Genomic DNA, 25,985 nt, shown 5'->3' on the forward strand with positions numbered 1-25,985 from the left:
AAGCAGACATGGCACACGTACTCGTGCAGAACCCAAGCGGCAGCGACGGACTGCGGACGGTCAAGCTGTTCTTCTATGCGGCGGTGATTCTGCTGATCGCGGAATGGATCGGCGCCTTCACGTTCAAGCTCGGCCCGGGCAAGATCGTGCTGCTGCCGATGATCTGGGCACTGCTGCTCGGCGCGGCACTGGGCCTGGCCAGCAGCCGGTGGCGCAGCAGCGCGCGTCTCGACGTGGCCACGCAGTTCCTCGCGGCCGCGGTGCTGCAGCCGGCGCTGCTACTGTTCGTCGCCAAATTGGGGCTGTTGGTGGGTGGCGCGCTGCCCAAGCTGGCCGCGGCCGGCTGGGCACTCGCCTTCCAGGAACTGGGCCACTTTGTCGGCACGATCCTGCTGGGCCTGCCGATCGCCCTGCTGCTCGGCATCAAGCGCGAGGCAATCGGTGCGACCTTCTCGGTGGGCCGCGAACCGAGCCTGGCCATCATCGGCGAGAAATACGGGATGGATTCGCCGGAAGGACGCGGCGTGCTCGCCGAGTATCTGACCGGCACCGTGTTTGGCGCGGTGTTCATCGCCCTGCTGGCCGGCTTCGTCGCCAGTCTTGGCATCTTCGATCCGGTCGCGCTCGCGATGGGGTCGGGCGTCGGCTCCGGCAGCATGATGGCGGCCGCCTCCGGTGCGATCGCGGCACAGCAATCGCCCGAAGTCGCGCAACAGGTGCTGACCTTCGCCGCCGCCAGCAACCTGATCACGACGACGATCGGCACCTACTTCACATTGTTCATCTCGCTGCCGATGGCAGTGTGGGGCTATCGCGTGCTCGAACCGGTACTGGGCCGGCGCACGCGGGCCTCGGCCGCCAGCGACGCGGCCGCGCATGCGGCGGTGCGCGCCGCGGAAGGAACGGCGCAGGACGTCGCCAGCGTCCGCACCGAAGCCCCCGCGCTGGGCTATCCGGGCAAGCTGCTGGCCTGGGTGATGACCGCGATCTTCGCGATGCTGTGCGACCGGATCGCGCACGGCACGGCCTTCGGTGCGCTGTTGCCGGGGATGCTCGCCATGCTCGGCGCGGTGATCGTCGGCGACGCGGTCTCGACGCTGACGCGTCGTCGCATCCCCGCCGTGTGCTGGGTGTCGCTCGCGGCGATGTTCATGACCTCGCCACTGTGTCCGTGGGCGACGCAGATCGCCGCGGTCAGCGCGAAGAACGATTTCCTCGCGGTGACCACGCCGATGCTGGCCTTCGCCGGCCTCTCGATCGCGAAGGACATTCCGGCGTTCCGCCGGCTCGGCTGGCGCATCGTGCTGGTGTCGTTCATCGCAAACGCCGGCACCTTCCTCGGCGCAACGCTGGTCGCGCAAATCTTCCACCACTGATTGACGCGACGGGGTGCCGCCGCCGGGCCGGCGGCGCCGTCTACGCGATCTGCGCCACCCTTCGCAATTTGGCACGGCGCTCGGCGCCACCCGGTGCGCTTCGCACTGCACCGCCGGCGTTACCGTCACCCCGCGCTTCATCCCCTCCGGTTTCGCCTTCCCTTCCCACACCGCCCACACCACATTAGCCACGCCGAACGGCGGCCGTTCCCGCGCAGCGCTGCCCCGCGCAGGCGATGCATGGCCGGCCACGCGCTCTCGAATCGCGACGCTCGATCCGCGTCGATCGCCCTATGCATCCCCATGTCCTGTCACGCGCGGGCGAGATCGCCACGGACACAACCAGCCCGCTTACGAGAGCGGCTGATGCAGCTGCGATGCTGCGGCAGCGTGTGGCAGCGCCCACTCCTTCTTTCTCCGTCGACCTTGCCGCAGAAACCGCGGCCCGTTTTTAGAACGATCGTTCTGTTTATTCCGTAACAACTTTCGGCACCGATCCGACCGACGCGGCACGCTGTGTGCTCTATAGAACGTCAAGACTGTCGAACCCATCGGAAACGTATCCATGTCGATCTCGAAACCCGCCAACGCGACTCCGACGCCGCCTGCCGCCACGGCGGACGCGCAATGGCTCGCCACGGCGGAGCCGGTGGTCTTGCCCCTTGTCGAGGAGGTATTGGAAGTCGGCAAGGTGAAGATCGAGAAAGAAGGGATGCGTTTCCGCAAAGTCGAGGAGACGCACTACACCGAAGTGCAGGTCTCGTGCGAAGCGCAGACGTACGACATTCAGCGCGTCACCGTCAACCAACCGGTCGCCGCGAAATTCGAGGCGTATCACGACGGCGATGTGCTGGTGGTGCCCGTGTTCGAGTATGTGCCGGTCACGGAAATGCGTTTGATGTTGAAGGAAGAGGTGCGAATCGCGAAGCGCACGGAGCGTTTCGACCGGGTAGAACCGGTGCAGTGGAAGCGCGAGCGGGTGGAGGTGCAGCGGCGTGCCGCGCCCGACCAACCGTGGACCGACGTAAACGAAGCGGGCACGACGGCAGCAACGGCGCAACCGCCGGATGTTGCTTGAGCGTCCGCTTACCCAACCCTGGCCAGACGGCCGCCCAGACAGGAGAATTCTCATGGCTCAGACGATCATCGGCGTTTTCGACAGCAAGCAACGTGCGCAGGATGCAGTGAACGCGCTGGTCAGCGACGGCTTCAGCAGCGCCCACATCGACGTGCATGCATATGACGACTACGCCGCGGGCACCTATACCGATGCCGGCACGTTCGGCACGCCGGCCACGGGTACTGGCGCCGCGAGCCTTGGCGCCGATCCGCTGGACACCGGCTATGGCACGCAGCGCGCCGCAACGACCGGCTCGCTGGACGCCGACGCGTTGCCGCGCACCGCAACCACCGGCACGACCTACACCGGCACCGAGCGCCCGCACGAAGGCATTCTGTCGCGCATCGAGCATTTCTTCGGCAACCTGTTCGGCAACGACGACCGTCCTGACGAAATCGGCCACTACTCCGAGGCGGTGCGCCGCGGCGGCACGTTGGTGACGGTCGATGTCGATGACGAGGCACGCGTGGAACGCGCCCGCGACATCCTGTGGCAGAACGGCGCCGCCGACATCGACAGCCGTGTCGCGCAATGGCGCGAGACCGGTTACGACCGCTACGACAGCGCTGCGCCGCTGTATAGCCGCGACGAAGCCGATGCCGAGCGTCAGCGCTTCGCGGTGGTTCAGGAAGAACTCGAAGTCGGCAAGCGCGAAGTCAACAACGGTGGCGTGCGGGTGTATTCGCGCGTGACCGAGCGCCCGGTCAGCGAGACGGTGAACCTGCGTGAAGAGCACGCCACAATCGAGCGCCGTGCTGTCGATCGTCCGGCCACCGCGGCCGACCTGCGCGAAGGTTGGACCGAAGTGAACAACACCGAGGAACGCGCGGTGGTCAACAAGTCCGCACGCGTCGTCGAGGAAGTCGTGGTGGGCAAGGAAGCCTCGACCCGCACCGAGACCATCAGCGACACGGTGCGCGGCACCGACGTGCAGGTGGAGCAGGTGCCCGGCGACACCACGATCAACACGCGCAGCACCCTCGACCGCACGGCGGACGTGCCGCTGGATTCGGATACCACCACCGACCCGGCCTATCGCAAGCCGCTGTAAGCGGGCCAGAGTCAGGGGCGCATGTCGCCCCCGAGACTGCACGTCCAGTTCGCCTGCCGCGTCGCTGGGGCCGGGGGCGGGCACGAACCGCAGGGCATCGCGCGTCACGGCATGCGATGCCCCGCGACCTGCCGTCTCAGCGGAGCCGTGACGCGGCCAGTCGTCCCCTGCTGTGTGCGTGTAGGTAATGAGCGGGTAACGACCGGACGTCAGCGAACGAGCGGACGTCAGCGGCCGGCGACGCGCTAGGCGTGCCCAGACGACAGTCCAAAACAAAAAGCCGGTCGCAAGACCGGCTTTTTTCATGCCGCGATGGCGCGGCTTCGTGGCGTCGCAGGCATCGCAGAGGCCGCCTCGCGCTGCCGCTGCACGTCCGAAGCAGCAGCGGCACGGCAGTTTAGCGGTGAAGCCGAAAAGCGGCGAGCGGCATAGCGATGCAGCAGCCGCCTCAGGGCTTGTAGTTCGCCACGCCCTCGGTGATTTCCTTGTGGGCCGCGTCGATGCCTTCCCAGCCCTCGACCTTCACCCACTTGCCCTTCTCGAGCGCCTTGTATTGCTCGAAGAAATGCTTGATCTGGTCCTTCAGGAACGCCGGCACGTCGTCGATCGACTTCAGCGACGCAGTCATCGGGCTCAGCTTGTCGACCGGCACGGCCACCAGCTTCGCGTCGACGCCCGACTCGTCGGTCATCTTCAGCATGCCGAGCGCACGGCAACGCACCAGCGAGCCGGCCAGCAGCGGGAACGTCGTCACCACCAGCACGTCGACCGGATCGCCGTCGCCGGAAAGCGTCTGCGGGATGAAACCGTAATTCGCCGGGTAGCGCATGCCGGTGCTGATGAAGCGATCGACGACGAGCAGCCCCAGTTCCTTGTCGGCTTCGTACTTGACCGGATCGCTCTGCGCCGGAATCTCGATGATGACGTTGAAGTCGTGGGGCAGATCCTTGCCGGCCGGCACGTGATTGAAGCTCATTGCTGTCTCGCAGTCGTGGAAAGAGAAAGGATGCGTTGCGCGTTTTCGCGCCCAGCCGACGATTATAGCCACCGCAACGCGACGCCCGGGTGGCCAAGGCCACGTAGCGGTGGTTTCAGCGCAGGTCCAGCGCGAGTGCGGCGGCGCGGAAAGCGCGGCTCGCCGCCGCGGTATCGCCAAGCGCCTCGTGCAGTTCGCCCAGCGCGCGCTGGATGCGATAGCGCAAGCGCGCGTCGCTCGCATGCGTCAGCGCCTGTTCGTAAGATGCCTGTGCCTTGCCCCAGAGCCGTTGCCGTTGACACAGGCGGCCCAGGGCGTAAAGCAAGTCGCCATCGTTCGGGTGTTCGGACTGCCAGGCCTCGACGCGCTGGATCGGCGCGCGCGCGTCGTCCTCGTCCGCGCACTCCGCATATCGGCGGAGCAGGCGCGCATCCCAGTTCGCTGCAAGCGCCTGTTCCACGACGCGTGCCGCGTCGGCATGACGGCCGAGCGCGACCAGTTCGCCGGCGGCAAGGTCCGCCAGCCGCGGGGTTTCGCGATCGGCGGCCGGCAGTTGCTGCCACAGTTCGAGCAGCGCGTCCGCGTCGGCGCGCCGTTCATGCAGCAGATGCTCCAGCGCCTGCTGGCGCACGCGGGTGGCCGTTTCCGGCGGCAGCGCGTCGCGCTTGTCCAGGCTCTTCTGCCGGTTGAGCACACCCTGCCAATCGCCGCGACGCCGCGCGACACGCCAGGCCAGACGCTGCACGTAGAGCCGCTTCGCGCCGCCTTCCTCGGCCCGCGCCAACGCAGCGCCTGCCTCCTCGGCATCGTGCGCCTCCAGATTCATGTCGGCGGCGGCCAGCCATCTGGCCTCCTGCCAGTCGGCACCGTCGACCCGCGCCAGCCATTCGTCGCGGCGGGTGTATTCGCGCATGCCCTGGGCGGCGCGTGCCGCGACCAGACTCGCCGCTTCCGGCGCGCGCCCGTGTTCGACGGACTGGCGGGCCGCCTTCTCGGCTTTCTCGAAACGCCCGGCGAACAGATGGCCGAGCGCCTCGCGCAGCGCGCGGTGCGCCTTCTGGTCGCGGGAGCGCTCGCGGTAGGCGCCGACGCGCTGCGGCAGGCTGAACACAGCGCGCAGCACGCGCACCAGGATGTACACCAGCACGAACGCGACGATCACCGACACGACCAGAAAGGTCAGCGACATGTCGAGCCGCCACGGCGGATAGACCAGAATCACATGCCCCTGGCCGACTTGCCCGGAGACCGCCAACGCCACGGCGACTGCGAACAGCAGCGCCAACCAGAAAAGGGAACGCATGGCCATCGTGATCAGCCTCCGCTGCCCGTATTCGCCTGGTGCAAGGCGTTGAGGCTGCCGTCAAGGCTGGGCGGCGCAAGCTGCGCCGGTTCGCGGCCCAGGTCGGCCAGCAACGCGCGCAGTTGCGTCACCTCAGGGGCATTCGGCTCGAAGTAACGCGCCAATGCATCGTCGGCCGCGTGCAGGTCGCCGCGCATCGTCGCACCGTCCCGCGCGAGCAGGGACAGGCGTGCGGACAGCAGACGCAGCTTCAGGTTCTCGCGCAACGCGGTGTCCTGCGCCGGAGAGACCAACATCGGATCGCCATCGCGTGCGCCGGCATCGCGGTCGAGCCGCCGGACCTGGACCAGTCCGACCAGGCTGTCCCGAAGCGACGTGCCGGCATGCTGCCAGAAGTGGCGCCACCGCTCGGTCCAGCCAGCCGCCGGCGTGGTGGACGTCGCAGTCGCAGTCGTGGCGGAAGCGGCGACCGGCGCGGCCGCGGCGCGCGCGGCCGGCGTTTCGCCGGCCAGCGGCAACCGGTCGATCGCGGCGAGTGCCTGATCGAGTTGCTGGGCGCGCCGTGCGGTGTCGACGCGCGGCGTGTTCGCAAGCCGCTCGAGGTCGGCGGCGATCGCACGGCGCACGTCGAGCGCGCGCGGCGAGTCGACGCCGTTGAGCCGTGCGTCGGCGCTGCGCAGCGCGCGAAGCGCGGCTTCCGTGTCACCACTCAACTGCAGTTGCTGGCTCGCGGTGCCGAGCGTCTGTTCAATCTCGCTGAACATCCAGTCGTCGCGATTGCGGTTGAGTTCCTGGTAGCGCGACTCCAGCGCATCGTCGCGCCGCTGCGCCTCGTCGAGACGCGTCGACAGCGCCGCCAGACGCGCTTCGCTGTCGCGCGTTACCTGGGTCGCGGCGTCCGCGCGACGCCCTGCCCCTTCGGTTGCGCTGCGCGCCGCCTGCAACTGCGTATCGACCGAGGCCAGCCGCGCTTCCAGGCCGAGCTGGCGCTGATAGACCCAGTAGCCGCCGGCCGCGAGCGCGGCGATCAGCAGTAACAGGAGCAACACCGCGAACCAGCCCGCGCGGCGCGGTGCCGTCCGGTAGGCGGAGCCAGCCTGGGACCGGCCGCCCGGCGGCGCGGCATTGGGCGGAATCGGATTCGGATCGGTCATACGCTTCTGGTCTGCTCTGCTGCGACGTCGAGAAAGGCCCGTGCGATGGCTGCGTCGCCGGGGCCGGAAAGCCTTATCGTATCAAACCCGCATTGCCGCGCCGCTTCGGCGATGCGCTGATGCGGCACGATCAGCGTCTCGGTGCGCAAGCGGTCCCACTGCGGCAAGTCGAGCCGCTGCCGCGCCGCCGCCGCGAAATGCCGGACGGCTTCGGAACTGCTGACCAGCCACGCGCGACGCGTACCGCCGCCCCCGCCCACTCCGCCAAGCCCGTCGAGCACGGTGCGCCACTGCGCGTCGTCCCAGCGCGGCCCGGCGCGCCGATAGGCGGTGACCGCATCGACCTGCGCACCCGCCTTGCGCAGGCTGTCGCCGAGCAGTTCGCGCCCGCCGTCGCCACGGATCAGTGCGACGCGGCGCTGGCGCAGTGCCGCGAGCCCGTCTGGCCAGTGCAACGCAAGTGCCGTGAGCAACGCTTCCGAGTCGAAACGCGGTTCATTCGATTCCCTGGATTCCCGTCGTTCATGCTCGGGCCCGTCCAGGCCGCGCGCCGCTCTGGCATGGCCGGCGCGCGGCTCGGCGGCTGGTGGCCTGCCGATCGCCGCGGTCCGTCCTGCCGCGCTTCCTGCGATGCTTCCTGCGACGCTTCCTGCGGTGGGGTCCGCGGCCGCATCCGCGCTTGCTCCGCTTGTCGTTGCAGCCGCCGAACCGGCCGCCGAGTGGCCAGCCGAATGGGCAACCGAATGGGCAACCGAACCGGGAGCCAAAGCGGCCGCCAGTTCGTCGGCCATTGCAGCGGCACCGGCTGGCGAGACAGTCGTGCACGCGTCAAGGCCAGCCGCCTGCAAGGCGCGCAGGCTGCCGGGCCCGACCACTGCCAGCGGCGGCGCGCGCCGGACAAAATCTTCCGGCCAGCCGCCACGGGTACGCCACCGCGCCGCCGCGTGCATCACCGCATTCGGCGAAACGAAGACCAGCAGCGCGTAGTCGTCGAGCCGGTCGAACACCGCGTCGAGTGGTCGGGGGTCGGAGGCCGCGTCGATCGTCAGCAGCGGCAGGTCGATGCTGGCGATGCCCGCCTGCGCCAGGCGGGCGGCCAGTACGTCGGACTGGCCCGCCGGGCGGGTCAGCACCGCCGTAAACGAAGCGGGCTGGGCATGCCGCTGCGCGCCACCCGCATCGACCGGCACGGCAGCGACAGCAGGCATGGTAGATCCAGCGGCAGGCGAAGGTGGCACCGGAGGCAGGGTCGTGTACGCCGGCATGGTCGTTTCAAGCATCCGTGCATCCGCGCGTTGCCCGGTCGGCCCGGTCGGACTGTCGGCACCGGCGGGGTCGGCTGCACCGGCTGGAGCGGACGGCGCGTCGGCACCGGCCGCGTCCGCACTTGCCAAGCCGTCGCGTGGCGTCGCGCCCCTTGCGTCCGGCGGCGTCGTGTCGTCGTTGGGCGCGCCCGTCACGCCGCGGCCTCAGTGCGTCGTCGTCAGCGCAGCGACGATGTCCATGCCGCCCTGGTCGATCAGCGCCTGCGCGACCGTGCGGCCCAGCGCATCCGCTGCCGCGCAGTCGGGGCGCACCGCCTCGTCCTGCGCCACGACGATCCGGCTGCCGTCCGGCATCGACAGCCGCGCGCGCAGCCGCAGGCGCTCGTCGTGCCAATCGGCGTAGGCGGCGAGTGGCACCTCGCAGCTGCCGCCCAGCATGCGGGACACCGCTCGTTCCGCCGTCACCGCCAGTTCGGTCGGGCTGTCGTGCAGCGGGGCCAGCGCGGCACGCACGTCGTCGCGCGCCGCCGCAATCTCGATACCGAGCGCGCCCTGCCCTGGCGCCGGCAACGACTGTTCGGCGTCGAGCAAGGCGCCAATGCGCGCGGTCAGACCCAGCCGTTTCAGACCGGCCGCGGCAAGGATGATCGCCTGATATTCGCCGCGGTCCAGCTTGCCGAGCCGCGTGTCGAGATTGCCGCGCAGCGGCCGCACATCGAGATGCGGAAATGCCGCCCGAACCATCGCCTCGCGCCGCAGGCTGGCGGTGCCGACCACCGCGCCGGCGGGCAGCGTGGCCAGCGTCCGGCCGAGGTGATCGGGGTGCAGCACCAGCGCATCGCGTGGGTCCTCACGACTCATCACGGTGGCCAGCGCGAACCCCTCGGGCAGCGTCATCGGCACATCCTTCAGCGAATGCACCGCGAGATCGGCGCGTCCATCGGCCAGCGCGTTTTCCAGTTCCTTGACGAACAGTCCCTTGCCGCCCACCTTCGACAGCGTCCGATCGAGGATCTGGTCGCCGCGCGTGGTCATGCCGAGGATCTCCACCTGGCATTGCGGATAGCGGGCGCGCAGACAGGCCTGCACGTGCTCCGCCTGCCACATGGCGAGCCGGCTTTCGCGCGAGGCGATCACGAGACGAGTGGGCAGCGGGAGGTCGGCGGAGGGGTTCATGCGAATGGGACGGCGGCGCGGTGACGGAGCCAGGGATGGTAGCACGCGACCCGCGCCGATCTGGCCCGTGCGGCCCGTCGGCCCGTCGGCAAATCGGCGGAGAGCCGATTCGCCGGGCCAGCCGTCAGACGCGCGTCGCGGCGAAGGACAGCACTTCAAGCTGGAACGAACCGTCCGCCTCGACGCGATAGTGCTGTCGCACCTCGTCGGGCGCGCCGGACCACAGCGAGCGGATCGCGGCGACACGTTCCGGCGGCGTGCGCATCCGCGCGACCCAGGTGTCGAACGCCATGCGCAGCCACCAGTGATCGCTGACGCTGGCCTGGAAGCCGTTGTCCGCCAGCATCGACAGCCACTCGTCGCGCCGGTAGTCCCGCACGTGCGAGCCGTCGCGCAGCAGTTCCACCGCCTGAAAGTGGCTGTCGCAGAGCGGATCGTCGCCGCCCGCGACGTCGATCAGCAGGAAGCGGCCGCCCGGCCGCAGGACCCGATGCAACTCCGCGAGCGCGCTGCCGACGTCGCGCCAGTGATGTGCGCTCATGCGGCTCACCGCGCAGTCGAACGAGGCGTCCTCGAACGGCAGCCGCTCGGCGACGCCCTGCTGCGTACGGACATTGGCCAGGCCGCGGTCGGCGGCCGCCGCCTCGACGACATGCAGCATGTCGGCGGACAGGTCGTACGCGCAGACCGATGCGCTGACCGGCGCGACCGCGAAGCTGGCGTGTCCGGCACCGCATCCCAGGTCGAGTACGTGCAGCCCGTCCGCGTGACGCGGTGTCTCGACCGCACGCAGGGTATCGGCGAGCCAGCCGAGATCGGCGCCCGAGGCATGGACGGCACTGCTGAGATAGGAAGCGGCCGTTGCGCCGAAGGCGCCGGCGACAACATCGTGCTGCTGCATGTTCTTTCTCCTGTAGGGACGGAAGGCGCCGACGCGCGGCCGAATCGTGAACGGTCTGTCGACAGGGCATCGCTGGCCATGTCGTTCAGTCCACGCCGCTCAGTCATGCCGTTCGGCCCTGTCGCTGGTTGTGGCGCAGGGCTCGGCAGACCGCGGCGGCGGCGCTGAAGCGGGGCCTGGAGGCTACAATAGGCGCGCCGTCAACCCATGACAAGACGGCCTTTTATCCTGGTATACGGACGCTTACCATGTCGGATTCCGTGTTCGGCCCAGCAGCCCTCGGCCGCTTCCTGCGGGCGCAGCGCGAACGCGTCGCGCCCGCCGCGCTGGGCATCGTCGCCGGCGCGAGGCGACGCACGCCGGGGCTGCGCCGCGAGGAAGTGGCGCAGCTTGCCGCGGTCAGCGCCGCCTGGTACACACGCATCGAACAGGGGCACGACGTTTCGGTGTCGTCCGCCGCGCTGGCCCGCATCGCCGATGCGCTTGCGCTGCGGCAGGCCGAGCGGGCCTACCTGTTCGAACTGGCCCAGCGGCACGATCCGGCCGCCGTCGCGCTGGCGCCGCCGGCCGACCTGCCGGCCGGGCTGCACGCCTGCGTGGCATCGCTGCCCAGTCCGGCCTACGTGCTCGACCGTGACTGGAACGCCGTCTCGTGGAATGCCCACGCCGCTCACCTGTTCGTCGGCTGGCTGGACGGCGAGACCAATCTGTTGCGCTATATGTTCTGCTGCGCGGCGGCGCGCACGCTGGTGGTCGATTGGGACGAGCGCGCGCGACGGCTGGTGGCCGAGTTCCGCGCCGACACCGGCAGTTGGTCCGACGCACCGTCGACAGCGGCCTTGATCGACGGATTGACGCGGGACAGTGCGCTGTTCGCGCGTTACTGGCGGTTGCAGCAGGTGGACGCGCGCGAAGGCGGCAGCCGGGCCTTCCTGCATCCGCTGGACGGCCCGGTGACCTACGAGCAGTTGACCTGGCGGGCGGCGTCGCGCGCCGACCTGAAACTGGTGATGCTCGTGCATTGCGCCGATGGTTGCGCCAACGCAGCCGGCATGGACGGCGCCGGCGCAACGGTATAATCCCGCATCCTCGTCGCGAGCGCGGCAGAAGCCGGCCGCGGCAGACGTCAGCCGCGTTTCAGCGCCGACATCGACCGACGTGTTGCGTCGCGATGCGCCGAATGGTTATCGCGCATCGCGACGCCGCGCTCACAGCCGTGCTGTCCAACCCTGCTATCCGGCACTCCGCGTGCCGCCCGCATCCATGACCTCGCAATTCCAGAAGAAAGCCGAAGCCTGGTCGGCCCGTTTCTCCGAGCCGATGTCCGAACTCGTCAAGCGCTACACCTCGTCGGTGTTCTTCGACAAGCGTCTGGCCCTCGTCGACATCGAGGGCTCGCTCGCGCACGCGGCGATGCTCGCGGCCCAGGGCATCATCGCGGCCGACGATCTTGCCGCGATCGAACAGGGCATGACGCAGATCCGGGGCGAGATCGAACGCGGCGAATTCGAATGGCAGTTGGACCTCGAAGACGTGCACCTCAACATCGAGGCGCGGCTGACCTCGCTGATCGGCATCGCCGGCAAACGGCTGCACACTGGCCGCTCGCGCAACGACCAGGTAGCGACCGACATCCGTCTCTGGTTGCGCGGCGAGATCGACCGGATCGTCGGCCTGCTCGGCGAATTGCGCACGGCGCTGCTCGACCTGGCCGAACAGCACGCGGCAACCATCATGCCGGGCTTCACGCATTTGCAGGTCGCGCAGCCGGTGACCTTCGGTCATCATCTGATGGCATACGTCGAGATGTTCGGCCGCGATGCCGAGCGGCTGGCCGACTGCCGGCGCCGCGTCAACCGGCTGCCGCTCGGCGCCGCCGCGCTGGCGGGCACGACCTATCCGATCGATCGCGAGGCGGTCGCCAAGCGACTCGGCTTCGACGAAGTCTGCCGCAACTCGCTGGACGCAGTGTCCGATCGCGATTTCGCAATCGAGTTCACGGCGGCCGCCGCGCTGATCATGACGCACGTCTCGCGCTTTTCCGAGGAACTGGTGCTGTGGATGAGTTCGCGGGTCGGCTTCATCGACATCGCCGACCGCTTCTGCACCGGCTCGTCGATCATGCCGCAGAAGAAGAATCCGGACGTGCCCGAACTGGCGCGCGGCAAGGCCGGACGCGTCAATGGCCACCTGGTCGCGCTGCTGACGTTGATGAAGGGTCAGCCGCTCGCCTATAACAAGGACAATCAGGAAGACAAGGAGCCGCTGTTCGACACGGTCGACACGGTCGCCGACACGCTGCGCATCTTCGCGGAGATGGTTGCCGGCATCACCGTGAAGGCAGACGCGATGCGCGACGCCGCGTTGCAGGGCTTCTCGACCGCGACGGACCTCGCCGACTACCTGGTCAAGCGCGGCCTGCCGTTCCGCGATGCGCACGAAGCGGTCGCGAAGGCAGTGCGGGTCTGCGTCGAACGCGGCTGCGACCTGGCCGATCTGTCGGTCGAGGAAATGCGCCAGGCGCTGCCGGAAGTCGTGACCTACCTGGGCGACGACCTGCGCGACAGCCTCACCTTGGATGGTTCGGTGCAGTCGCGCAATCACATCGGTGGCACGGCCCCCGAACAAGTGCGCCAGGCGATCGCGCGCGCGCGGGGCTGAATCGTCCCAGGCATGAGCGGGCCGTGGCCGGCAAGCGCGGGCGCCGGCCGTGGCCCCCGCGTGCTGGCCCCGAAAGCCCCGGCACCGCGCGGCGCAGTTCTGCAGCACCGGCCAGTCCATCGAACCGCGTCGGTGCGGGCCTGCACGCGACCATGCCAAGCCATGCCGCATCAGTCGTTGCCGACCGCCGCCGCCCCCGCCGTCCCGCCGCGTCCCACAGCCGCACCGACGCTCCCGCCTGCCTGATCTGCGCCCCGTCGCGCCGGCTGAACTCCCGATGGCTCGACGTCCCGTCCTGCTCCGGCGCATGGCATCCGCGCCCGCTCTGCCTGGCGAGTGTGGCGCCGCCGGCGGGGGCCGCAACGCAACGTGCGGTGGCGGACAGACAGCCGCGCCGCGACGCCTGTAACGATTTGCAATTCTTTATATGTTAGCGATCGTTGCGCGACCGGCATAATGATGTGTCGACGACTTCCGTCGTCGAAGCGGGTCGCCGCGCGTCAAGCGACCTCAATCCGCCGGCCACCGCGCCGGCGTCCGCCAGCACGCCCGCCGTGCCGTCTCTTGCAACCGGCCCTTGCGGCCGATTCGCACCGCGCTGCCGCCTGGTCAGCACGCGTGCCCCACCTTCACAGGACGAATGACTACTGCTCGCACGCTCACCCTCGCCTTCTCCGCTCTCTCAGCCATCGGCCTCGCGGCCGCCACGCCGGCACTGGCCCAACCCGTCAAGGAAGACGGCCAGTGGCGCGGCTCGGTGAATGCCGGTCTCAGCGCCGCGTCCGGCAATACCACCTCCGCCAGCATCAACGCTTCGGCCAACGCGACGTGGGCCGACCACATCAACAAGTTCACTGCGTCGTTCACGGGCCTGTACGGCACCGAGACCGACAACGACGGCAACAAGTCCACTTCGAACAATCTGTTCCGCGCCAACGCCCTCTATACCCACAACCTGAACGAGCGCGTGTACACCTTCGGTTCGCTCGACCTCGAACGCAACGAGCTACAGGACTTGAACTTCCGCTCGTCGATCGCGGGCGGCATGGGTTACCACGTGATTCGCCGCACCGACGAAACGTTCAATGTGTTCGGCGGTCTGTCGTACAACTACGAGCGCTACAAGACCGAGCAACGCAACTACCCGGAACTGGTGCTTGGTCAGGAGTGGAACCGCAAGGTCAGCGACACCGTCTCCTTCAACGAGCGCTTCGCGGTGTATCCGAACCTCGGCTATCCAGGCTACTTCCGCACCCAGCTCGACGTTGGCCTGACCACCAAGCTCAGCGACCGGCTCAATCTGAACGTGTCGCTGCAGAACCGCTATCAGAACCATCCGGTCTATCAGGTCAAGAAGATGGACACGCTGTTCGTCACCTCGATCGGCTACACGTTCGGCGCGAAGTAATCGTGCCGCTCAAGCTGCGACTGGGTGCGGCCGAACGTGCCGCACCCGGCCAGCGCCTGAGCACTCAGGCGCCGGCCGCCACGGCCCGACGCAGTTGCGACAGATCGATCGGCACACCCAGCACGGCGGCCATCTCCGCCGGGCGGAACGCAAGCACATCGGCCAGCGTGTAGCGGTCCAGCACCGCCAGGAACGCCTGCAGCGCCTCGCCTAGGATGCCCTGCAGGCGGCAGGTGCCCGACACGGCGCAAGACGCCTCGCCAAAACATTCGACGATCACCATGTCGTCCTCGACCTGGCGCACCACGTCGCCGATCACGATGTCTTCGGCCGGCCGCGCCAGGCGTATACCGCCGCCCCGCCCGCGCGTGGTCAGGATCAGGCCGAGCTTGCCGAGATGGTGCACCACCTTGGTCAGGTGGTTTTCGGAGATGTCGTAGGCCTGCGCGATCGCCGCGATCGACGCCTGCTGGCCCGGCCGCAGGCCCAGATAGACGAGCGTGCGTAGCGCGTAATCGGTGTAGCGCGTGAGACGCATGGTCGCTCCCTTAAAGATGTATTTTGTTTGCAACTTATTCCGACGCCCGATAAGATGCATCGGAGATACATTTTATAGGAAATCCCTGTCATGCCCACCGCGCTCAGCCCCGCAACCATCGCTCTCGTCAAGGCCACGGTGCCGGCGCTCGAAGCGCACGGCCTGGCGATCACGCGCCGCATGTACCAGCGGTTGTTCGTCAACGAATCGATCCGCGACCTCTTCAACCAGTCGCACCATGGCGAAACCGGCTCGCAGCCGCGCGCACTCGCCGATGCAGTGCTCGCCTATGCGCGCCACATCGACCGTCTCGAAGTACTGGGCGGCGCAGTGGAGCGAATCGCCCAGAAACATGTCGCGTTGAACATCCTGCCGGAGCACTACCCGTTCGTCGCGGAAGCGCTGCTGGGCGCGATCCAGGACGTGCTGGGCGAAGCCGCCACCGACGAAATCTGCGCGGCGTGGGGTGAAGCCTACTGGTTCCTGGCCGAACTGTTGATCGGCCGCGAAGCGACGCTGTATCGCGAGCGGGCGAGCAGTCCGGGCGGCTGGGCCGGCTGGCGCGATTTCGTGATCGAGCGCGTGGTCGACGAAAGCGACGTGATCCGTTCCTTCGTACTGGTGCCGGCCGATGGCAAGCCGGTGCTGCCGCATCGCCCAGGCCAGTATCTTGGGCTATCCCTGACGATTCCGGGCCAGCCGCCGCTCAAGCGGAATTACTCGATTTCGTCGGCGCCCGACACGCGCGCCTATCGCATCACCGTCAAGCGGGAAGCGCGGCCGGGCGTCATGCCGGGCATCGTCTCGAATTGGCTGCACGACCTGGCCAAGCCGGGCACGCTCGTGCAGGCCGCGGCGCCGGCAGGTGAGTTCTTTGCCGATCCGGCCGCCGCGTCGCCGATCGTGCTGGTCAGCGGCGGCGTCGGCCTCACCCCGATGGTCAGCATGCTCGACGCGATCGCGCACAGCGCGCCGAATCGCCCGGTCTGGTTCGTTCACGGCGCGATGAATGGCCGTGCCCACGCCATGCGCGCCCACGTCGCCGAGCTGGCGCGCCGCATGCCGGGACTCCACACGCACATCGTCTACACTCGCCCGGACGCCGACGACCGGGCGGGCCGCGACTACGATGCCGCCGGCCTGATCGAACCGGCCTGGCTCGCCGCGAACACGCCGCTCGACGAAGCGGACTACTTCGTCTGTGGTCCGAAGCCGTTCCTGGCCTTGATCATCGGCGGGCTGCTGGCGCATGGCGTGCCGCAGGCGCGCGTGCACTACGAGTTCTTTGGTCCCGCCGACACGCTCGCCACGCCGGCCGCTGCGGCGGCCTGAAGCGGAAACAGCTCGGAAACAGCTCGGAAGCAGGTCGGAAGCAGGTCGGAAGCAGCGCGGCATTGGAGCGCCATTAGACGGACATCGAGCCGCTGCAGCGCATGGCCGAGGTCGGCCGCTCAGCGGGCGCCTGCGCGGCTTCGCGCGTGGCCACCCGTGTCTGGCTTCGCGCATGGTCTGGGCTGGCCAAGGTGGCTCGGCGGGCTCGGGCGGCTAGCCTCGGGCCCGCGTTGCCGCGCACCGCCGCGCGGCTCACCGCCGTGCCAAGCGCGCGCGCATCGCCGACAACTCCACATGGTGGTCCTCGGCCCATTGCCACAGCGTGCACAGCGCCGCCCCAAGGCTACGACCAAGTTCGGTCAGCTCGTATTCGACCCGCGGCGGCACTTCAGGGTGGACCGTGCGCTGCACGAAGCCGTCGGCTTCCATATTACGCAGCGTCTTCGTCAACATCTTCTGGCTGATGTCGCCGACAAACTCGCCCACGCGCGTGAAGCGGAGCCGGCCACGTTCGGCGAGCACTTCCAGCACCTGCATCGTCCATTTGTCCGCGACGCGCCCGATCACTTCCAATACCAACCGATCGGTCTCGGGGGTCGACAGCTGGCCGTGCGGCGACGTGAAGACCAGTCCACCGTCGTCGCCGTCAGATTTCCTTTCCTTCGCCATCGTCGCTGTTCTCCGCGTTGCATCGCAAACCACCGCGTCAGGCCTGCCTGGGTGCCTGCCTGAGCACGTTTCTTACCGGCGGGTAAGTACCGCACGAAAAAGTGCCTACTTCCAAGCCGGCGCCAAGCCGCCTATGCTGAGTCGATCCCACACCGGAGAGCAACATGCAGATCAGCGGCAACACCATCCTTATCACCGGCGGCGGTTCCGGCATCGGCCGCGCGCTGGCCGAAGCTTTCCATGCGCGCGGCAACCGCGTGATCGTCGCAGGCCGACGCGAGGCAGCGCTCGCCGAAGTCGCCGCCGCCAATCCGGGCATCGAGACTGCCGTGCTGGACGCGCGCGATGCCGCCGGCATCGCGCGTTTCGCGCAGGATATCGCTGCGCGCTTTCCTACGCTCAACGTGCTGATCAACAACGCCGGCATCATGCAGGCCGAGGACTGGCGTGCCGAGACCGTCGACCTCGACACCGCGGAGGCGACCATCGCGACCAACCTGCTCGCACCGATCCGGCTCAGCGCCGCGCTGCTGCCCCTGCTGCGCCGCCAGACCCGCGCCACCGTGATGATGGTCTCGTCGGGCCTGGCCTTCGTCCCGAAGGCGCAGACGCCGACCTACAGCGCGACCAAGGCAGCCGTGCACGGCTTCAGCGAGGCGCTGCGCCATCAACTGCGCGGCAGCCACGTCGAAGTGCTCGAACTGGCGCCGCCCTACGTGCAAACGGAACTGATGGGCGAACAGCAGGCGCGCGACCCGATGGCCATGCCGCTTGCGGACTTCATCGCCGAAGTCATGCAGATTCTCGAAACGCAGCCAGAGGCGACGGAAATCCTCGTGCAGCGCGTCCACCCGCTGCGCTTTGCCGCCGAAGCCGGCCGCGACACGTATCGCGAGCGCTTCGAGATGTTGAACGCGCCGCGCGGCTAGCGGCCGCCCGCCGCGCGGCGGCGGCGGCGGCGCTGTCAGACGTGCACCGCGGCGCCACCGTCAGTCGCGCCCGGCAGCCCGCGCCAACGCCTCGTTCAGTGCGGCGCGACTGTACGGTTTGCGCAGCAGGCTCGCGTCGGCGATCGCGGCATCATCGCGATGGCCAACGTCCGCATGTCCGGTCGCGAATACCAGGCCCAGGCCAGGCAGGCGCGCCCGCGCGCGACGCGCCAGGTCGAGACCGGACAGATCCGGCAGTTCCACATCCGTCAACAGAACGTCGACTGCCTGCTGTTCGAGCAGCGCCAGCGCCTGCGCCGCATTGCCCGCTTCGATGACCGCATGGCCGTCGATGCGGACCAGTTCCGCCATGTTTTCGCGGATCAGCTCATCGTCCTCCACGAACAGGATGGTCAGCACGTCGGCGCGGCGTGCCACCGCCGGAATGACCGGCCAGGCGCCCTGCACGTCGGAGACCGCCTGCTTCGCCTGTGCACGATTGTTCAGCACGTGCCGGATCTTGCGGCTGAGCGCCTCCCGCGAATACGGCTTGGACAGCAGTTCGACGCCCGCATCCAGGCGGCCGCCGTGGACGATCGCGTTTTCGGTATAGCCCGAGGTGAACAGCACCGCGATGTCCGGCAGGCGCTCGCGCGCCCGTCGTGCCAGTTCCGGACTACGCAGCGGCCCTGGCATCACGACGTCGGAGAACAGCAGGTCGATGTTCACGCCACTGTCGATGATCGTCAACGCGCTGGCTGCATCGGAGGCCTTCAGGACCTGATAACCGAGGTCGAGCAGCATCGCGACCACCGTTTCCCGCACGGCTTCGTCATCCTCGGCGACCAGGATGGTCTCGCTGCCGCGCACCGGCGCGGTGGTGTCGACCGGCGCCACCGGCTGTTCCGGCGCATATGCGCGCGGCAGGTAGAGCCGCACGGTCGAGCCCTGGCCCGGCTCCGAGTAGACCTTCACGTGGCCGCCGGACTGCTTGACGAAACCGTACACCATCGACAGTCCCAGCCCCGTACCGCGCCCTTCCGGCTTGGTGGTGAAGAACGGCTCGAAGACGTGCGAGATGATGTCCGGCGTCATGCCGCAGCCGTCGTCGCTGACGGCCAGCATCACATACTGTCCGGGCAGCACATCGCTGTGGAAGCGTACGTATTCACTGTCGAGCGACGCATTGCCCACTTCGACGGTCAGCTTGCCATGCCCTTCCATCGCGTCGCGCGCGTTGATCGCCAGATTCAACAACGCGTTCTCGAACTGGCCTGGATCGATCGACGTGTTCCACAGCCCGCCCGCGACAATGGTCTCGACCTCGACGCCGTCGCCGAGCGTGCGGCGCAGCATGTCGTCGATGTTGCGCACGAAGCGGCCGACGTTCACCACCTTGGGCGCCAGCGGCTGGCGCCGCCCGAAGGCGAGCAGTTGCGACGCGAGCTGCGCGCCGCGGTTGACGGCGGCCAAGCCGTTCTGAACCCGTTTCTCCGCGCGCTCGTTGCCCGCCACGTCGGCCGTGAGCAATTGCAGATTGCCGCTGATTACCTGCAACAGATTGTTGAAATCATGCGCGACGCCGCCGGTCAGCTTGCCCAGCGCCTCCATGCGCTGCGACTGCTGTAGCTGCGCCTCCGCGACGGCGCGCTCGCCCAGCGCTTTCTCGACCTGCTCGGTCAGCGTGCGCGCGCGTTCGCGTTCCTCCTGCAGGGCCTTCACGACGCCAAGCGACGCAGAGAACTGCCGGGCCATCAATTCGAAGAACGATTCATAGCGGGTATCCCGCGCAAAGCTTGCGTTCTTGCCGGCCACCAGCACGCCGACCGTGGTGCCGATCGCGGTGAGCGGCAACATGAAGGCGCGGCCGGACGCGGTTGCCGGCAGCGCGCCGAACAGCGCATCGACGCTGCCGACGCGCGTCACGCCATCGCCGAACGCCGCGCGCACCAGACCCTTCGCTTCGGCCTGCGCGGGCATGCCGTCCGCGGCCAGGTCGGCGCTCACCGGTACGCTGCCACCCAGCCATACCGCGCCGTACGAGGCCACCGGCACCAGACTGCCGTGGGCGTCGAGTACCAGCGCGGTGGCGAACGGCACATCGATCTCCGCCTCGCTGCTCAGCGTGTTGACCATCGAGCCAAGCGCGGCGCTGACGGTGGCGGCGACCAGTCGCTCACTGACCGAACGCAGGACGGAGAGGCGCCGCTCGCCCGCGATCTGGTCGGTGGTCTCGAGCACGATCGCCTGTACCGCAACGATCGTCTCGTTTTCGTCATAGACGGGGCTGTAATCGAGGTCGAACCATGCTTCCTCGACCTGCTCGCGCCGGTGCAGCAACAGGCGGTGATTGCGGTAGCGCAACGCCTGGCCCGCGAAACCGGACTCGACCACGTGCCGGTTCAAAGCCGCGGCGCCGGGCCAGGCATCGAAGGCGGACATGCCGAGGATGTCCGGATGGCGATCGTCGGCCATCCGTGCATATCCGTCGTTGTACAGGAGGATGCCGCTGCGGCCCCACATCAGGGTGAGCGGGACCGGGGAGGCGAGCATGCTGGCGACACAGGCGCGCATGCTGGGCGACCACTGGGCGCGGGGCCCGAGCGGCGTGGTCGACCAGTCGAATTCAGCGATGAGTTGGCTCATGCCGGCGCTGCCGGCATCGGCGGTTTGGGCGGGATCAGTCACTTCGTCGCAAAACGGTGAGAAACGAGGCGTGGATGGGATGCCGTTGCAAGTACCGTTGAAGGTGCCGATGAGGATGCGGTCGGTTGGCGTCGCGATCGCATCGGCACGGCGGCCGGCGGCGGATGGATCGGCTGCCCCCGGGCCAGGCGGGATCGCCGCCGCGCCCGTGGGCATGCCACTTCACTGCCGGACGCAATCGACGAAGTATTCGATCCGTCCGTTGACGCGCTCGCCGACCAGACCGTGGATGTCGGTGTGGAAGCCGGGAAAGCGCTGGTTGAAATCGCGTGCGAAGCGCAGGTACTGAACGATGATCTGGTTGAAACGCTCGCCCGGGATCAGCAGCGGGATGCCCGGCGGATACGGCGTGAGCAGGATGCTGGTGACCCGGCCTTCGAGTTCGTCGATCGGCACCCGGTCGATTTCGCGATGCGCGAGCTTCGCGAACGCGTCGGTCGGCTTCATCGCCGGCTCCATGTTCGACAGGTACATCTCCGTGGTCACGCGCGCGACGTCGTTCGCCTTGTAGACGCTGTGGATTTCGGCGCACAGATCGCGCAGCCCGATGCGTTCGTACTGCGGATATTGGGCGATGAACTCCGGCAGCACGCGCCACAGCGGCTGATTCGAATCGTAGTCGTCCTTGAACTGCTGCAGCTCGGTCACCATGCTGTTCCAACGGCCCTTGGTGATGCCGATCGTGAACATGATGAAGAACGAGTACAGGCCGGTCTTCTCGACGATGATGCCGTGCTCGGCCAGATACTTGGTGACGATCGCCGCCGGGATGCCGTTCTCGCCGAACTGCCCGTCGACGTCGAGGCCCGGCGTGATGATGGTCGCCTTGATCGGGTCGAGCATGTTGAAGCCGGGGGCGAGGTCGCCGAAGCCGTGCCAACGGTCGTTGGGCGCGAGCATCCAGTCGTCGCGGTCGCCGACGCCTTCCTCGGCAAGCGCGTCCGGCCCCCACACGGAAAACCACCAGTCGTCGCCATAGTCATGGCCGACCTTGCGCATCGCGCGGCGGAAGTCGAGCGCCTCGGCGATCGATTCCTCGACCAGCGCGGGGCCGCCGGGCGCTTCCATCATCGCCGCGGCCACGTCGCAGGACGCGATGATCGCGTATTGCGGGCTCGTCGACGTGTGCATCAGATAGGCTTCGTTGAAACGGTGCTGGTCGAAGACGCTCTCCGACGAATCCTGCACCAGGATCTGCGATGCCTGCGAGATGCCGGCCAGCAGCTTGTGCGTGGAATGGGTCGCAAAGACCAGGGCACGGGTGCGCGGGCGCTCCGGGCCGATCGCATGCATGTCCTGGTAGAACGCATGAAAGCTCGCGTGCGGCAGCCACGCTTCGTCGAAATGCAGCGTGTCGACCTCGTCGCCGAGCAGCGACTTGATCATCTCCACGTTGTAGATTACGCCGTCGTAGGTGCTTTGCGTCAGCGTCAGGATGCGGGGCCGGGCCTCCGGCCGCGCCGCGAGCGCCTCGCGGGCGAACGGGTTCGCCTCGATCTTGCGGCGAATGTTCTCGGGCCGGAACTCGTCGAGCGGAATCGGCCCGATGATGCCGAAGTGATTGCGCGTCGGGGTCAGGAAGACCGGAATCGCGCCGGTCATGGTGATCGCGTGCAGGATCGACTTGTGACAGTTGCGGTCCACCAGCACGATGTCGTTCGGCGCCACCGTCGCGTGCCAGACGATCTTGTTCGACGTCGACGTGCCGTTGGTCACGAAGAACAGATGGTCGGCCGAGAAGATGCGTGCGGCGTTGCGTTCGGAACGCGCGACCGGGCCGGTATGGTCGAGCAATTGGCCGAGTTCGTCGACCGCGTTGCAGACGTCGGCGCGCAGCATGTTCTCGCCGAAGAACTGGTGGAACATCTGTCCGAGCGGGCTCTTCAGGAACGCGACCCCGCCCGAGTGGCCCGGACAATGCCAGGAATAGGAACCGTCCGCCGCGTAGTGGGTCAGGGCCCTGAAGAACGGCGGCGCCAGCGAGTCCAGATAGTTGCGCGCCTCGCGGATGATATGGCGCGCGACGAATTCGGGCGTGTCCTCGAACATGTGGATGAAACCGTGCAGCTCGCGCAACACGTCGTTCGGGATATGCCGCGACGTCCTCGTCTCGCCATACAGGAAGATCGGCAGGTCGGCGTTGCGACGCCGCACTTCGGCCACGAACGCGCGCAGCGCGGCAATTGCGTGAGCCTCTTCGACGCTGTCCTCGTCCGGTCCGGCGAGCAGCAGTTCGTCGTCATCGATCGACAGGATGAAGCACGACGCACGGCTGGCCTGCTGCGCGAAGGACGTCAGGTCGCCATAGCTCGTCAACCCGAGGACTTCCATGCCCTCGCCTTCGATCGCCTCGGCGAGCGCGCGGATGCCGGAGCCCGAGATGTTCTCGGACCGGAAGTCTTCGTCGATGATGACGACGGGAAAGCGAAATTTCATCAGACTGCTCCGCGACGGAATCGGAAACGGAAACGAAAACAGATACAAACGTGGGTGCTGGCCGCCGTCTGTGCACCGGCGCGCGACGATCCGGTGTCGGCCGGCAGCCATCGGCTTGAAACTTACGGCGCGTCGTGCCAGATGCCACGCATGGCGCAGCGCGCCGGCCGGCCGGCCGGCAGCCGATTGCCATCGGTGGCTTGCGCCACGCCGCTTGCTTCATGCCGCTTGCTTCATGCCGCTTGCTTCATGCGATTTGCTTCATGCAGCCTGCCTCACGCAGCTTCCCTCATGCAGCGTGCGCGAGGCCACTCGCCCACCGCGGCCGCGGGCACCGGCAACCCGCGGGGGCTGGCGCAGCAAACGGCGCGCCTGCCATCGGCGGCGAAGCCGCCGCTCAGGTGCGCGGCAAGGTCACGCCGCGTTGGCCCTGGTATTTCCCGCCGCGATCGCGGTAGGAGACCTCGCACACTTCATCGCTTTCGAAGAAAAGCACCTGGGCCACGCCTTCGTTCGCGTAAATCTTGGCGGGCAGCGGCGTCGTGTTGGAAAACTCCAGCGTGACGTAGCCTTCCCACTCCGGCTCGAACGGCGTCACGTTGACGATGATGCCGCAGCGCGCGTAGGTCGACTTGCCGAGGCACACGGTGAGCACGTTGCGCGGGATGCGGAAGTATTCGACCGTGCGCGCCAGCGCGAACGAATTGGGCGGAATGATGCAGACATCACCCTTGAAGTCGACGAAAGAGCCCTCGTCGAAGTTCTTCGGATCGACGATCGTCGAATTGATGTTGGTGAAGATCTTGAATTCGTCGGCACAACGGATGTCGTAGCCGTAGCTCGAGGTGCCGTAGCTGACGATGCGCCGGCCATCGGCGCTGGCACGGACCTGACCGGGCTCGAAAGGCTCGATCATCCGCTGCGATTCCGCCATGCGCCGGATCCATTTGTCGGATTTGATTGTCATTGCTCGAAAAGGCTGTCGCGCCGCTGACGCTTGCGATGATGCGCTGGGGTTGCGCGGAACGCGCATTCTACTCGAAGCACCGGGACGGCACGATTCGACCCTTGAGGCTGCGGGGACGCCTCGGCAGTGCGGCGCGCGGCGTCGATCGCGACCGCGACCTGCCGTGCGCCGGCAGTCGGGCCTGGGCTGCGCCGACGCCATGCGCGGTCGGGCACGTCGAGGCGCTCAGGTGCCGATCACGCCGCAGGCGATATGCTCGGCAGCACTGGCCGTTGCACCTGCGGTCATGCCGGCGGCTTCGCGGTCGACGGTGACGGCGCGCCCGAGCACCGAACGCACGCCGTCCAGCGCGAGCCGACGAGTCACGACCACGCCGATCGCAACGCCGCTCGAATCGGCGCGGATGTTCGGCAAGTCGCCACTGGCGGTGTCGGGCTGCGCTGCGGTGGCGGCGCCCGCCGTGCCCTCGCGGTCGAAGTGCGGTCCGGCGTCGCTCGCGCCGGGGCCCGAGCATAGACCCGTTTCGTGAATGTGCATGCCGTGCACGCTGTTTGGCGCCAGGCCGCGCACGTCATAGCTGATTTGCAAGCCGTCGGCGCCCTCGGCGAGCGCAATGCGTCCGTACACGCGGGCATCGGCCGTCGGCCAAAGCCGCGCTTCCGCCTCGTGCGGATGGCTGCCGAACAACGCGCAACCTGACAGCAACAAACCAGCGCAGCCCGCCGCGCCGAATCCGCCGACGCCCGTCACCTGCCGCAATCGGGCTTGCAGTCGCATCGAACCTCCTGTGCTCGGGCCGCGGGCGCCGGCCACTTGCGGCGGCTGCGCTTCGGCAGTCCGCACGACCATCATAGCGGTTCCGCGCGGGCGCGGCGCCGCACGATGGATCACGTGTTCTGCACGACGATGTTCGGAAACTTGCCGCTCATGTCCCGTTGCTTGGCCGCGATCGCAACGGCGACACGCCGCGCGATCTGACGGTAGATGTGCGCTGCCTTCGAATCGGGCGCGGCGACCACGGTCGGCACGCCGGAGTCCGCCTGCATGCGGATCTGGATGTCGAGCGGCAGGCTGCCCAGGAAGTCGATCTTGAAATCCTCCGACATCTTCTGCGCGCCGCCTTCGCCGAAGATGTGCTCGGCGTGACCGCAGTTCGAACAGATGTGCACGCTCATGTTCTCGATCACGCCGAGAATCGGCACGCCGACCTTCTCGAACATGCGCACGCCCTTGCGCGCGTCGAGCAGCGCGATGTCCTGCGGCGTGGTCACGATCACCGCCCCCGTCACCGGCACGCGCTGCGCCAGCGTCAGTTGGATGTCGCCGGTGCCGGGCGGCATGTCGACGATCAGGTAGTCGAGGTCGCGCCAGTTGGTCTGGTTGATCAGTTGCTCCAGCGCCGAGGTGGCCATCGGCCCGCGCCAGACCATCGGGTTGTCCGGGTCGATCAGAAAACCGATCGAATTGGCCTGGATGCCGTGGCCAACCAGCGGATTCATCGACTTTTCGTCGGGCGATTCGGGACGGCCGCTGATGCCGAGCATCGTCGGCTGCGACGGTCCGTAGATGTCGGCGTCCAGCAGGCCGACGCTGGCGCCCTCGGCGGCCAGCGCGAGCGCGAGGTTGGCGGCCGTCGTGCTCTTGCCGACGCCGCCCTTGCCGGACGCGACCGCGACGATATTGCGCACGCCTGGCACCAGCTTGACGCCGCGCTGCACGCTGTGCGCGACGATCTCGAAATCGACGACGACGTCGGCCTGCGCACCCGCGGGCCATTCGGGCTCGGCAAGCAAGGCCGCGAGTACCGCCTGCCGGATGGGTTCGAGCTGACTGCGCGCCGGATAGCCGAGCACGATGCGCACGCTGACGCGGGAAGCGGAGACATCGATCGATTTGACGCTGCGCGAGGCCACCAGATCGCGTCCGGTGTTCGGGTCGATCACGCTGGCAAGCACGCGCTGGACACTGTCCTTTGTGAACATGGCTGTTCCTTGGCACGACACCGGCGCATCGTCCG

21 protein-coding genes are annotated in these 25,985 nt (G+C 67.9%); 8 read left to right on the forward strand and 13 right to left on the reverse strand.

Features of this window, described 5'->3' with window-relative positions:
* Nucleotides 1–8: 8 nt before the first annotated feature.
* The 3 genes from BLU54_RS07835 to BLU54_RS07845 all read left to right on the forward strand — a co-directional run bounded on the left by BLU54_RS07835 (nt 9) and on the right by BLU54_RS07845 (nt 3,547).
* Complete coding sequence (locus tag BLU54_RS07835) at nt 9–1,376, forward strand: DUF3100 domain-containing protein (RefSeq protein WP_091906794.1); 1,368 nt, start codon at nt 9–11, stop codon at nt 1,374–1,376.
* Nucleotides 1,377–1,941: 565 nt separating this feature from the next.
* Nucleotides 1,942–2,454: a YsnF/AvaK domain-containing protein gene (locus BLU54_RS07840; RefSeq protein WP_091906796.1), complete on the forward strand. Its 513-nt coding sequence runs from the start codon at nt 1,942–1,944 to the stop codon at nt 2,452–2,454.
* 52 nt (nt 2,455–2,506) lie between these two features.
* The gene (locus BLU54_RS07845; protein ID WP_091906798.1) at nt 2,507–3,547 is read left to right on the forward strand and encodes a YsnF/AvaK domain-containing protein; all 1,041 of its coding nucleotides are present in this window, start codon (nt 2,507–2,509) and stop codon (nt 3,545–3,547) included.
* Between the two features lie 448 nt (nt 3,548–3,995).
* Here BLU54_RS07845 and ppa read toward each other — a convergent pair whose 3' ends face one another.
* From ppa to BLU54_RS07875, 6 genes are all read right to left on the reverse strand, one after another.
* Nucleotides 3,996–4,523 (reverse strand): inorganic diphosphatase, encoded by a 528-nt coding sequence (gene ppa, locus BLU54_RS07850; RefSeq protein ID WP_091906800.1) that lies wholly within the window; start codon nt 4,521–4,523, stop codon nt 3,996–3,998.
* Nucleotides 4,524–4,638: 115 nt separating this feature from the next.
* Nucleotides 4,639–5,832 carry a heme biosynthesis HemY N-terminal domain-containing protein gene (locus tag BLU54_RS07855; protein WP_091906802.1) on the reverse strand — a complete coding sequence of 398 codons (1,194 nt, stop codon included), beginning with the start codon at nt 5,830–5,832 and terminating at the stop codon, nt 4,639–4,641.
* 5 nt (nt 5,833–5,837) lie between these two features.
* Nucleotides 5,838–6,980: a uroporphyrinogen-III C-methyltransferase gene (locus BLU54_RS07860; protein WP_091906804.1), complete on the reverse strand. Its 1,143-nt coding sequence runs from the start codon at nt 6,978–6,980 to the stop codon at nt 5,838–5,840.
* Nucleotides 6,977–8,188 carry a uroporphyrinogen-III synthase gene (locus tag BLU54_RS07865; RefSeq protein ID WP_235837850.1) on the reverse strand — a complete coding sequence of 404 codons (1,212 nt, stop codon included), beginning with the start codon at nt 8,186–8,188 and terminating at the stop codon, nt 6,977–6,979. Before BLU54_RS07865 ends, BLU54_RS07860 begins: the two co-directional genes overlap by 4 nt.
* A 261-nt stretch (nt 8,189–8,449) precedes the next feature.
* Entirely contained in the window at nt 8,450–9,421 is a 972-nt protein-coding gene (hemC, locus tag BLU54_RS07870) for a hydroxymethylbilane synthase (RefSeq protein WP_091906808.1), read from the reverse strand.
* A 124-nt stretch (nt 9,422–9,545) separates the two neighbouring features.
* Nucleotides 9,546–10,322: a class I SAM-dependent methyltransferase gene (locus BLU54_RS07875; RefSeq protein WP_091906811.1), complete on the reverse strand. Its 777-nt coding sequence runs from the start codon at nt 10,320–10,322 to the stop codon at nt 9,546–9,548.
* A gap of 248 nt (nt 10,323–10,570) precedes the next feature.
* Here BLU54_RS07875 and BLU54_RS07880 point away from each other — a divergent pair, with 248 nt between their 5' ends.
* The 3 genes from BLU54_RS07880 to BLU54_RS07890 all read left to right on the forward strand — a co-directional run bounded on the left by BLU54_RS07880 (nt 10,571) and on the right by BLU54_RS07890 (nt 14,391).
* Nucleotides 10,571–11,401, forward strand: coding sequence for a helix-turn-helix transcriptional regulator (locus BLU54_RS07880; protein WP_091906813.1), 831 nt, complete (start codon nt 10,571–10,573; stop codon nt 11,399–11,401).
* A 184-nt stretch (nt 11,402–11,585) separates the two neighbouring features.
* Nucleotides 11,586–12,983, forward strand: coding sequence for an argininosuccinate lyase (gene argH / locus BLU54_RS07885; protein ID WP_091907349.1), 1,398 nt, complete (start codon nt 11,586–11,588; stop codon nt 12,981–12,983).
* Nucleotides 12,984–13,623: 640 nt separating this feature from the next.
* Entirely contained in the window at nt 13,624–14,391 is a 768-nt protein-coding gene (locus BLU54_RS07890) for a DUF481 domain-containing protein (protein ID WP_091906815.1), read from the forward strand.
* Nucleotides 14,392–14,455: 64 nt separating this feature from the next.
* Here the strand turns inward: BLU54_RS07890 and BLU54_RS07895 are convergent, their stop codons facing one another.
* Nucleotides 14,456–14,929: an Rrf2 family transcriptional regulator gene (locus BLU54_RS07895; RefSeq protein ID WP_091906817.1), complete on the reverse strand. Its 474-nt coding sequence runs from the start codon at nt 14,927–14,929 to the stop codon at nt 14,456–14,458.
* A gap of 90 nt (nt 14,930–15,019) precedes the next feature.
* Here BLU54_RS07895 and hmpA point away from each other — a divergent pair, with 90 nt between their 5' ends.
* Entirely contained in the window at nt 15,020–16,261 is a 1,242-nt protein-coding gene (gene hmpA / locus BLU54_RS07900; protein ID WP_091906820.1) for an NO-inducible flavohemoprotein, read from the forward strand.
* A gap of 252 nt (nt 16,262–16,513) precedes the next feature.
* On the opposite strand, the gene BLU54_RS07905 is transcribed toward hmpA, so the two are convergent.
* Nucleotides 16,514–16,930 carry a winged helix-turn-helix transcriptional regulator gene (locus BLU54_RS07905; protein WP_091906822.1) on the reverse strand — a complete coding sequence of 139 codons (417 nt, stop codon included), beginning with the start codon at nt 16,928–16,930 and terminating at the stop codon, nt 16,514–16,516.
* Between the two features lie 164 nt (nt 16,931–17,094).
* Between BLU54_RS07905 and BLU54_RS07910 the strand changes: the two genes are divergently transcribed.
* Entirely contained in the window at nt 17,095–17,859 is a 765-nt protein-coding gene (locus BLU54_RS07910; protein ID WP_091906824.1) for an SDR family oxidoreductase, read from the forward strand.
* Between the two features lie 60 nt (nt 17,860–17,919).
* Here BLU54_RS07910 and BLU54_RS07915 read toward each other — a convergent pair whose 3' ends face one another.
* From BLU54_RS07915 to apbC, 5 genes are all read right to left on the reverse strand, one after another.
* Nucleotides 17,920–20,505 (reverse strand): response regulator, encoded by a 2,586-nt coding sequence (locus tag BLU54_RS07915; RefSeq protein WP_091907351.1) that lies wholly within the window; start codon nt 20,503–20,505, stop codon nt 17,920–17,922.
* Nucleotides 20,506–20,727: 222 nt separating this feature from the next.
* Complete coding sequence (locus BLU54_RS07920; protein WP_091907353.1) at nt 20,728–23,001, reverse strand: arginine/lysine/ornithine decarboxylase; 2,274 nt, start codon at nt 22,999–23,001, stop codon at nt 20,728–20,730.
* Between the two features lie 397 nt (nt 23,002–23,398).
* Nucleotides 23,399–23,968 carry a dCTP deaminase gene (gene dcd / locus BLU54_RS07925; RefSeq protein ID WP_091906826.1) on the reverse strand — a complete coding sequence of 190 codons (570 nt, stop codon included), beginning with the start codon at nt 23,966–23,968 and terminating at the stop codon, nt 23,399–23,401.
* Between the two features lie 225 nt (nt 23,969–24,193).
* On the reverse strand, nt 24,194–24,745 hold the full coding sequence (locus tag BLU54_RS07930) for a superoxide dismutase family protein (RefSeq protein WP_170845077.1): 552 nt from the start codon (nt 24,743–24,745) through the stop codon (nt 24,194–24,196).
* 110 nt (nt 24,746–24,855) lie between these two features.
* On the reverse strand, nt 24,856–25,950 hold the full coding sequence (gene apbC, locus BLU54_RS07935; RefSeq protein ID WP_091906830.1) for an iron-sulfur cluster carrier protein ApbC: 1,095 nt from the start codon (nt 25,948–25,950) through the stop codon (nt 24,856–24,858).
* Nucleotides 25,951–25,985 lie beyond the last annotated feature (35 nt).

It is taken from the genome of Chitinasiproducens palmae, assembly GCF_900095735.1.
Classification (GTDB): domain Bacteria; phylum Pseudomonadota; class Gammaproteobacteria; order Burkholderiales; family Burkholderiaceae; genus Chitinasiproducens; species Chitinasiproducens palmae.

Bases quoted from the DNA above. Each gene is read 5' to 3' on its own strand.
- BLU54_RS07845 (WP_091906798.1), top strand. From the start codon at position 2,507: ATGGCTCAGACGATCATCGGCGTTTTCGACAGCAAGCAACGTGCGCAG.
- argH (WP_091907349.1), top strand. From the start codon at position 11,586: ATGACCTCGCAATTCCAGAAGAAAGCCGAAGCCTGGTCGGCCCGTTTC.
- BLU54_RS07895 (WP_091906817.1), bottom strand. From the start codon at position 14,929: ATGCGTCTCACGCGCTACACCGATTACGCGCTACGCACGCTCGTCTAT.
- BLU54_RS07875 (WP_091906811.1), bottom strand. From the start codon at position 10,322: ATGCAGCAGCACGATGTTGTCGCCGGCGCCTTCGGCGCAACGGCCGCT.
- BLU54_RS07915 (WP_091907351.1), bottom strand. From the start codon at position 20,505: ATGAGCCAACTCATCGCTGAATTCGACTGGTCGACCACGCCGCTCGGG.
- BLU54_RS07835 (WP_091906794.1), top strand. From the start codon at position 9: ATGGCACACGTACTCGTGCAGAACCCAAGCGGCAGCGACGGACTGCGG.
- BLU54_RS07880 (WP_091906813.1), top strand. From the start codon at position 10,571: ATGTCGGATTCCGTGTTCGGCCCAGCAGCCCTCGGCCGCTTCCTGCGG.
- BLU54_RS07865 (WP_235837850.1), bottom strand. From the start codon at position 8,188: ATGCCTGCTGTCGCTGCCGTGCCGGTCGATGCGGGTGGCGCGCAGCGG.
- BLU54_RS07860 (WP_091906804.1), bottom strand. From the start codon at position 6,980: ATGACCGATCCGAATCCGATTCCGCCCAATGCCGCGCCGCCGGGCGGC.
- dcd (WP_091906826.1), bottom strand. From the start codon at position 23,968: ATGACAATCAAATCCGACAAATGGATCCGGCGCATGGCGGAATCGCAG.
- ppa (WP_091906800.1), bottom strand. From the start codon at position 4,523: ATGAGCTTCAATCACGTGCCGGCCGGCAAGGATCTGCCCCACGACTTC.
- hemC (WP_091906808.1), bottom strand. From the start codon at position 9,421: ATGAACCCCTCCGCCGACCTCCCGCTGCCCACTCGTCTCGTGATCGCC.
- BLU54_RS07855 (WP_091906802.1), bottom strand. From the start codon at position 5,832: ATGGCCATGCGTTCCCTTTTCTGGTTGGCGCTGCTGTTCGCAGTCGCC.
- hmpA (WP_091906820.1), top strand. From the start codon at position 15,020: ATGCCCACCGCGCTCAGCCCCGCAACCATCGCTCTCGTCAAGGCCACG.
- BLU54_RS07930 (WP_170845077.1), bottom strand. From the start codon at position 24,745: ATGCGACTGCAAGCCCGATTGCGGCAGGTGACGGGCGTCGGCGGATTC.
- BLU54_RS07890 (WP_091906815.1), top strand. From the start codon at position 13,624: ATGACTACTGCTCGCACGCTCACCCTCGCCTTCTCCGCTCTCTCAGCC.
- BLU54_RS07920 (WP_091907353.1), bottom strand. From the start codon at position 23,001: ATGAAATTTCGCTTTCCCGTCGTCATCATCGACGAAGACTTCCGGTCC.
- BLU54_RS07910 (WP_091906824.1), top strand. From the start codon at position 17,095: ATGCAGATCAGCGGCAACACCATCCTTATCACCGGCGGCGGTTCCGGC.
- BLU54_RS07905 (WP_091906822.1), bottom strand. From the start codon at position 16,930: ATGGCGAAGGAAAGGAAATCTGACGGCGACGACGGTGGACTGGTCTTC.
- BLU54_RS07840 (WP_091906796.1), top strand. From the start codon at position 1,942: ATGTCGATCTCGAAACCCGCCAACGCGACTCCGACGCCGCCTGCCGCC.
- apbC (WP_091906830.1), bottom strand. From the start codon at position 25,950: ATGTTCACAAAGGACAGTGTCCAGCGCGTGCTTGCCAGCGTGATCGAC.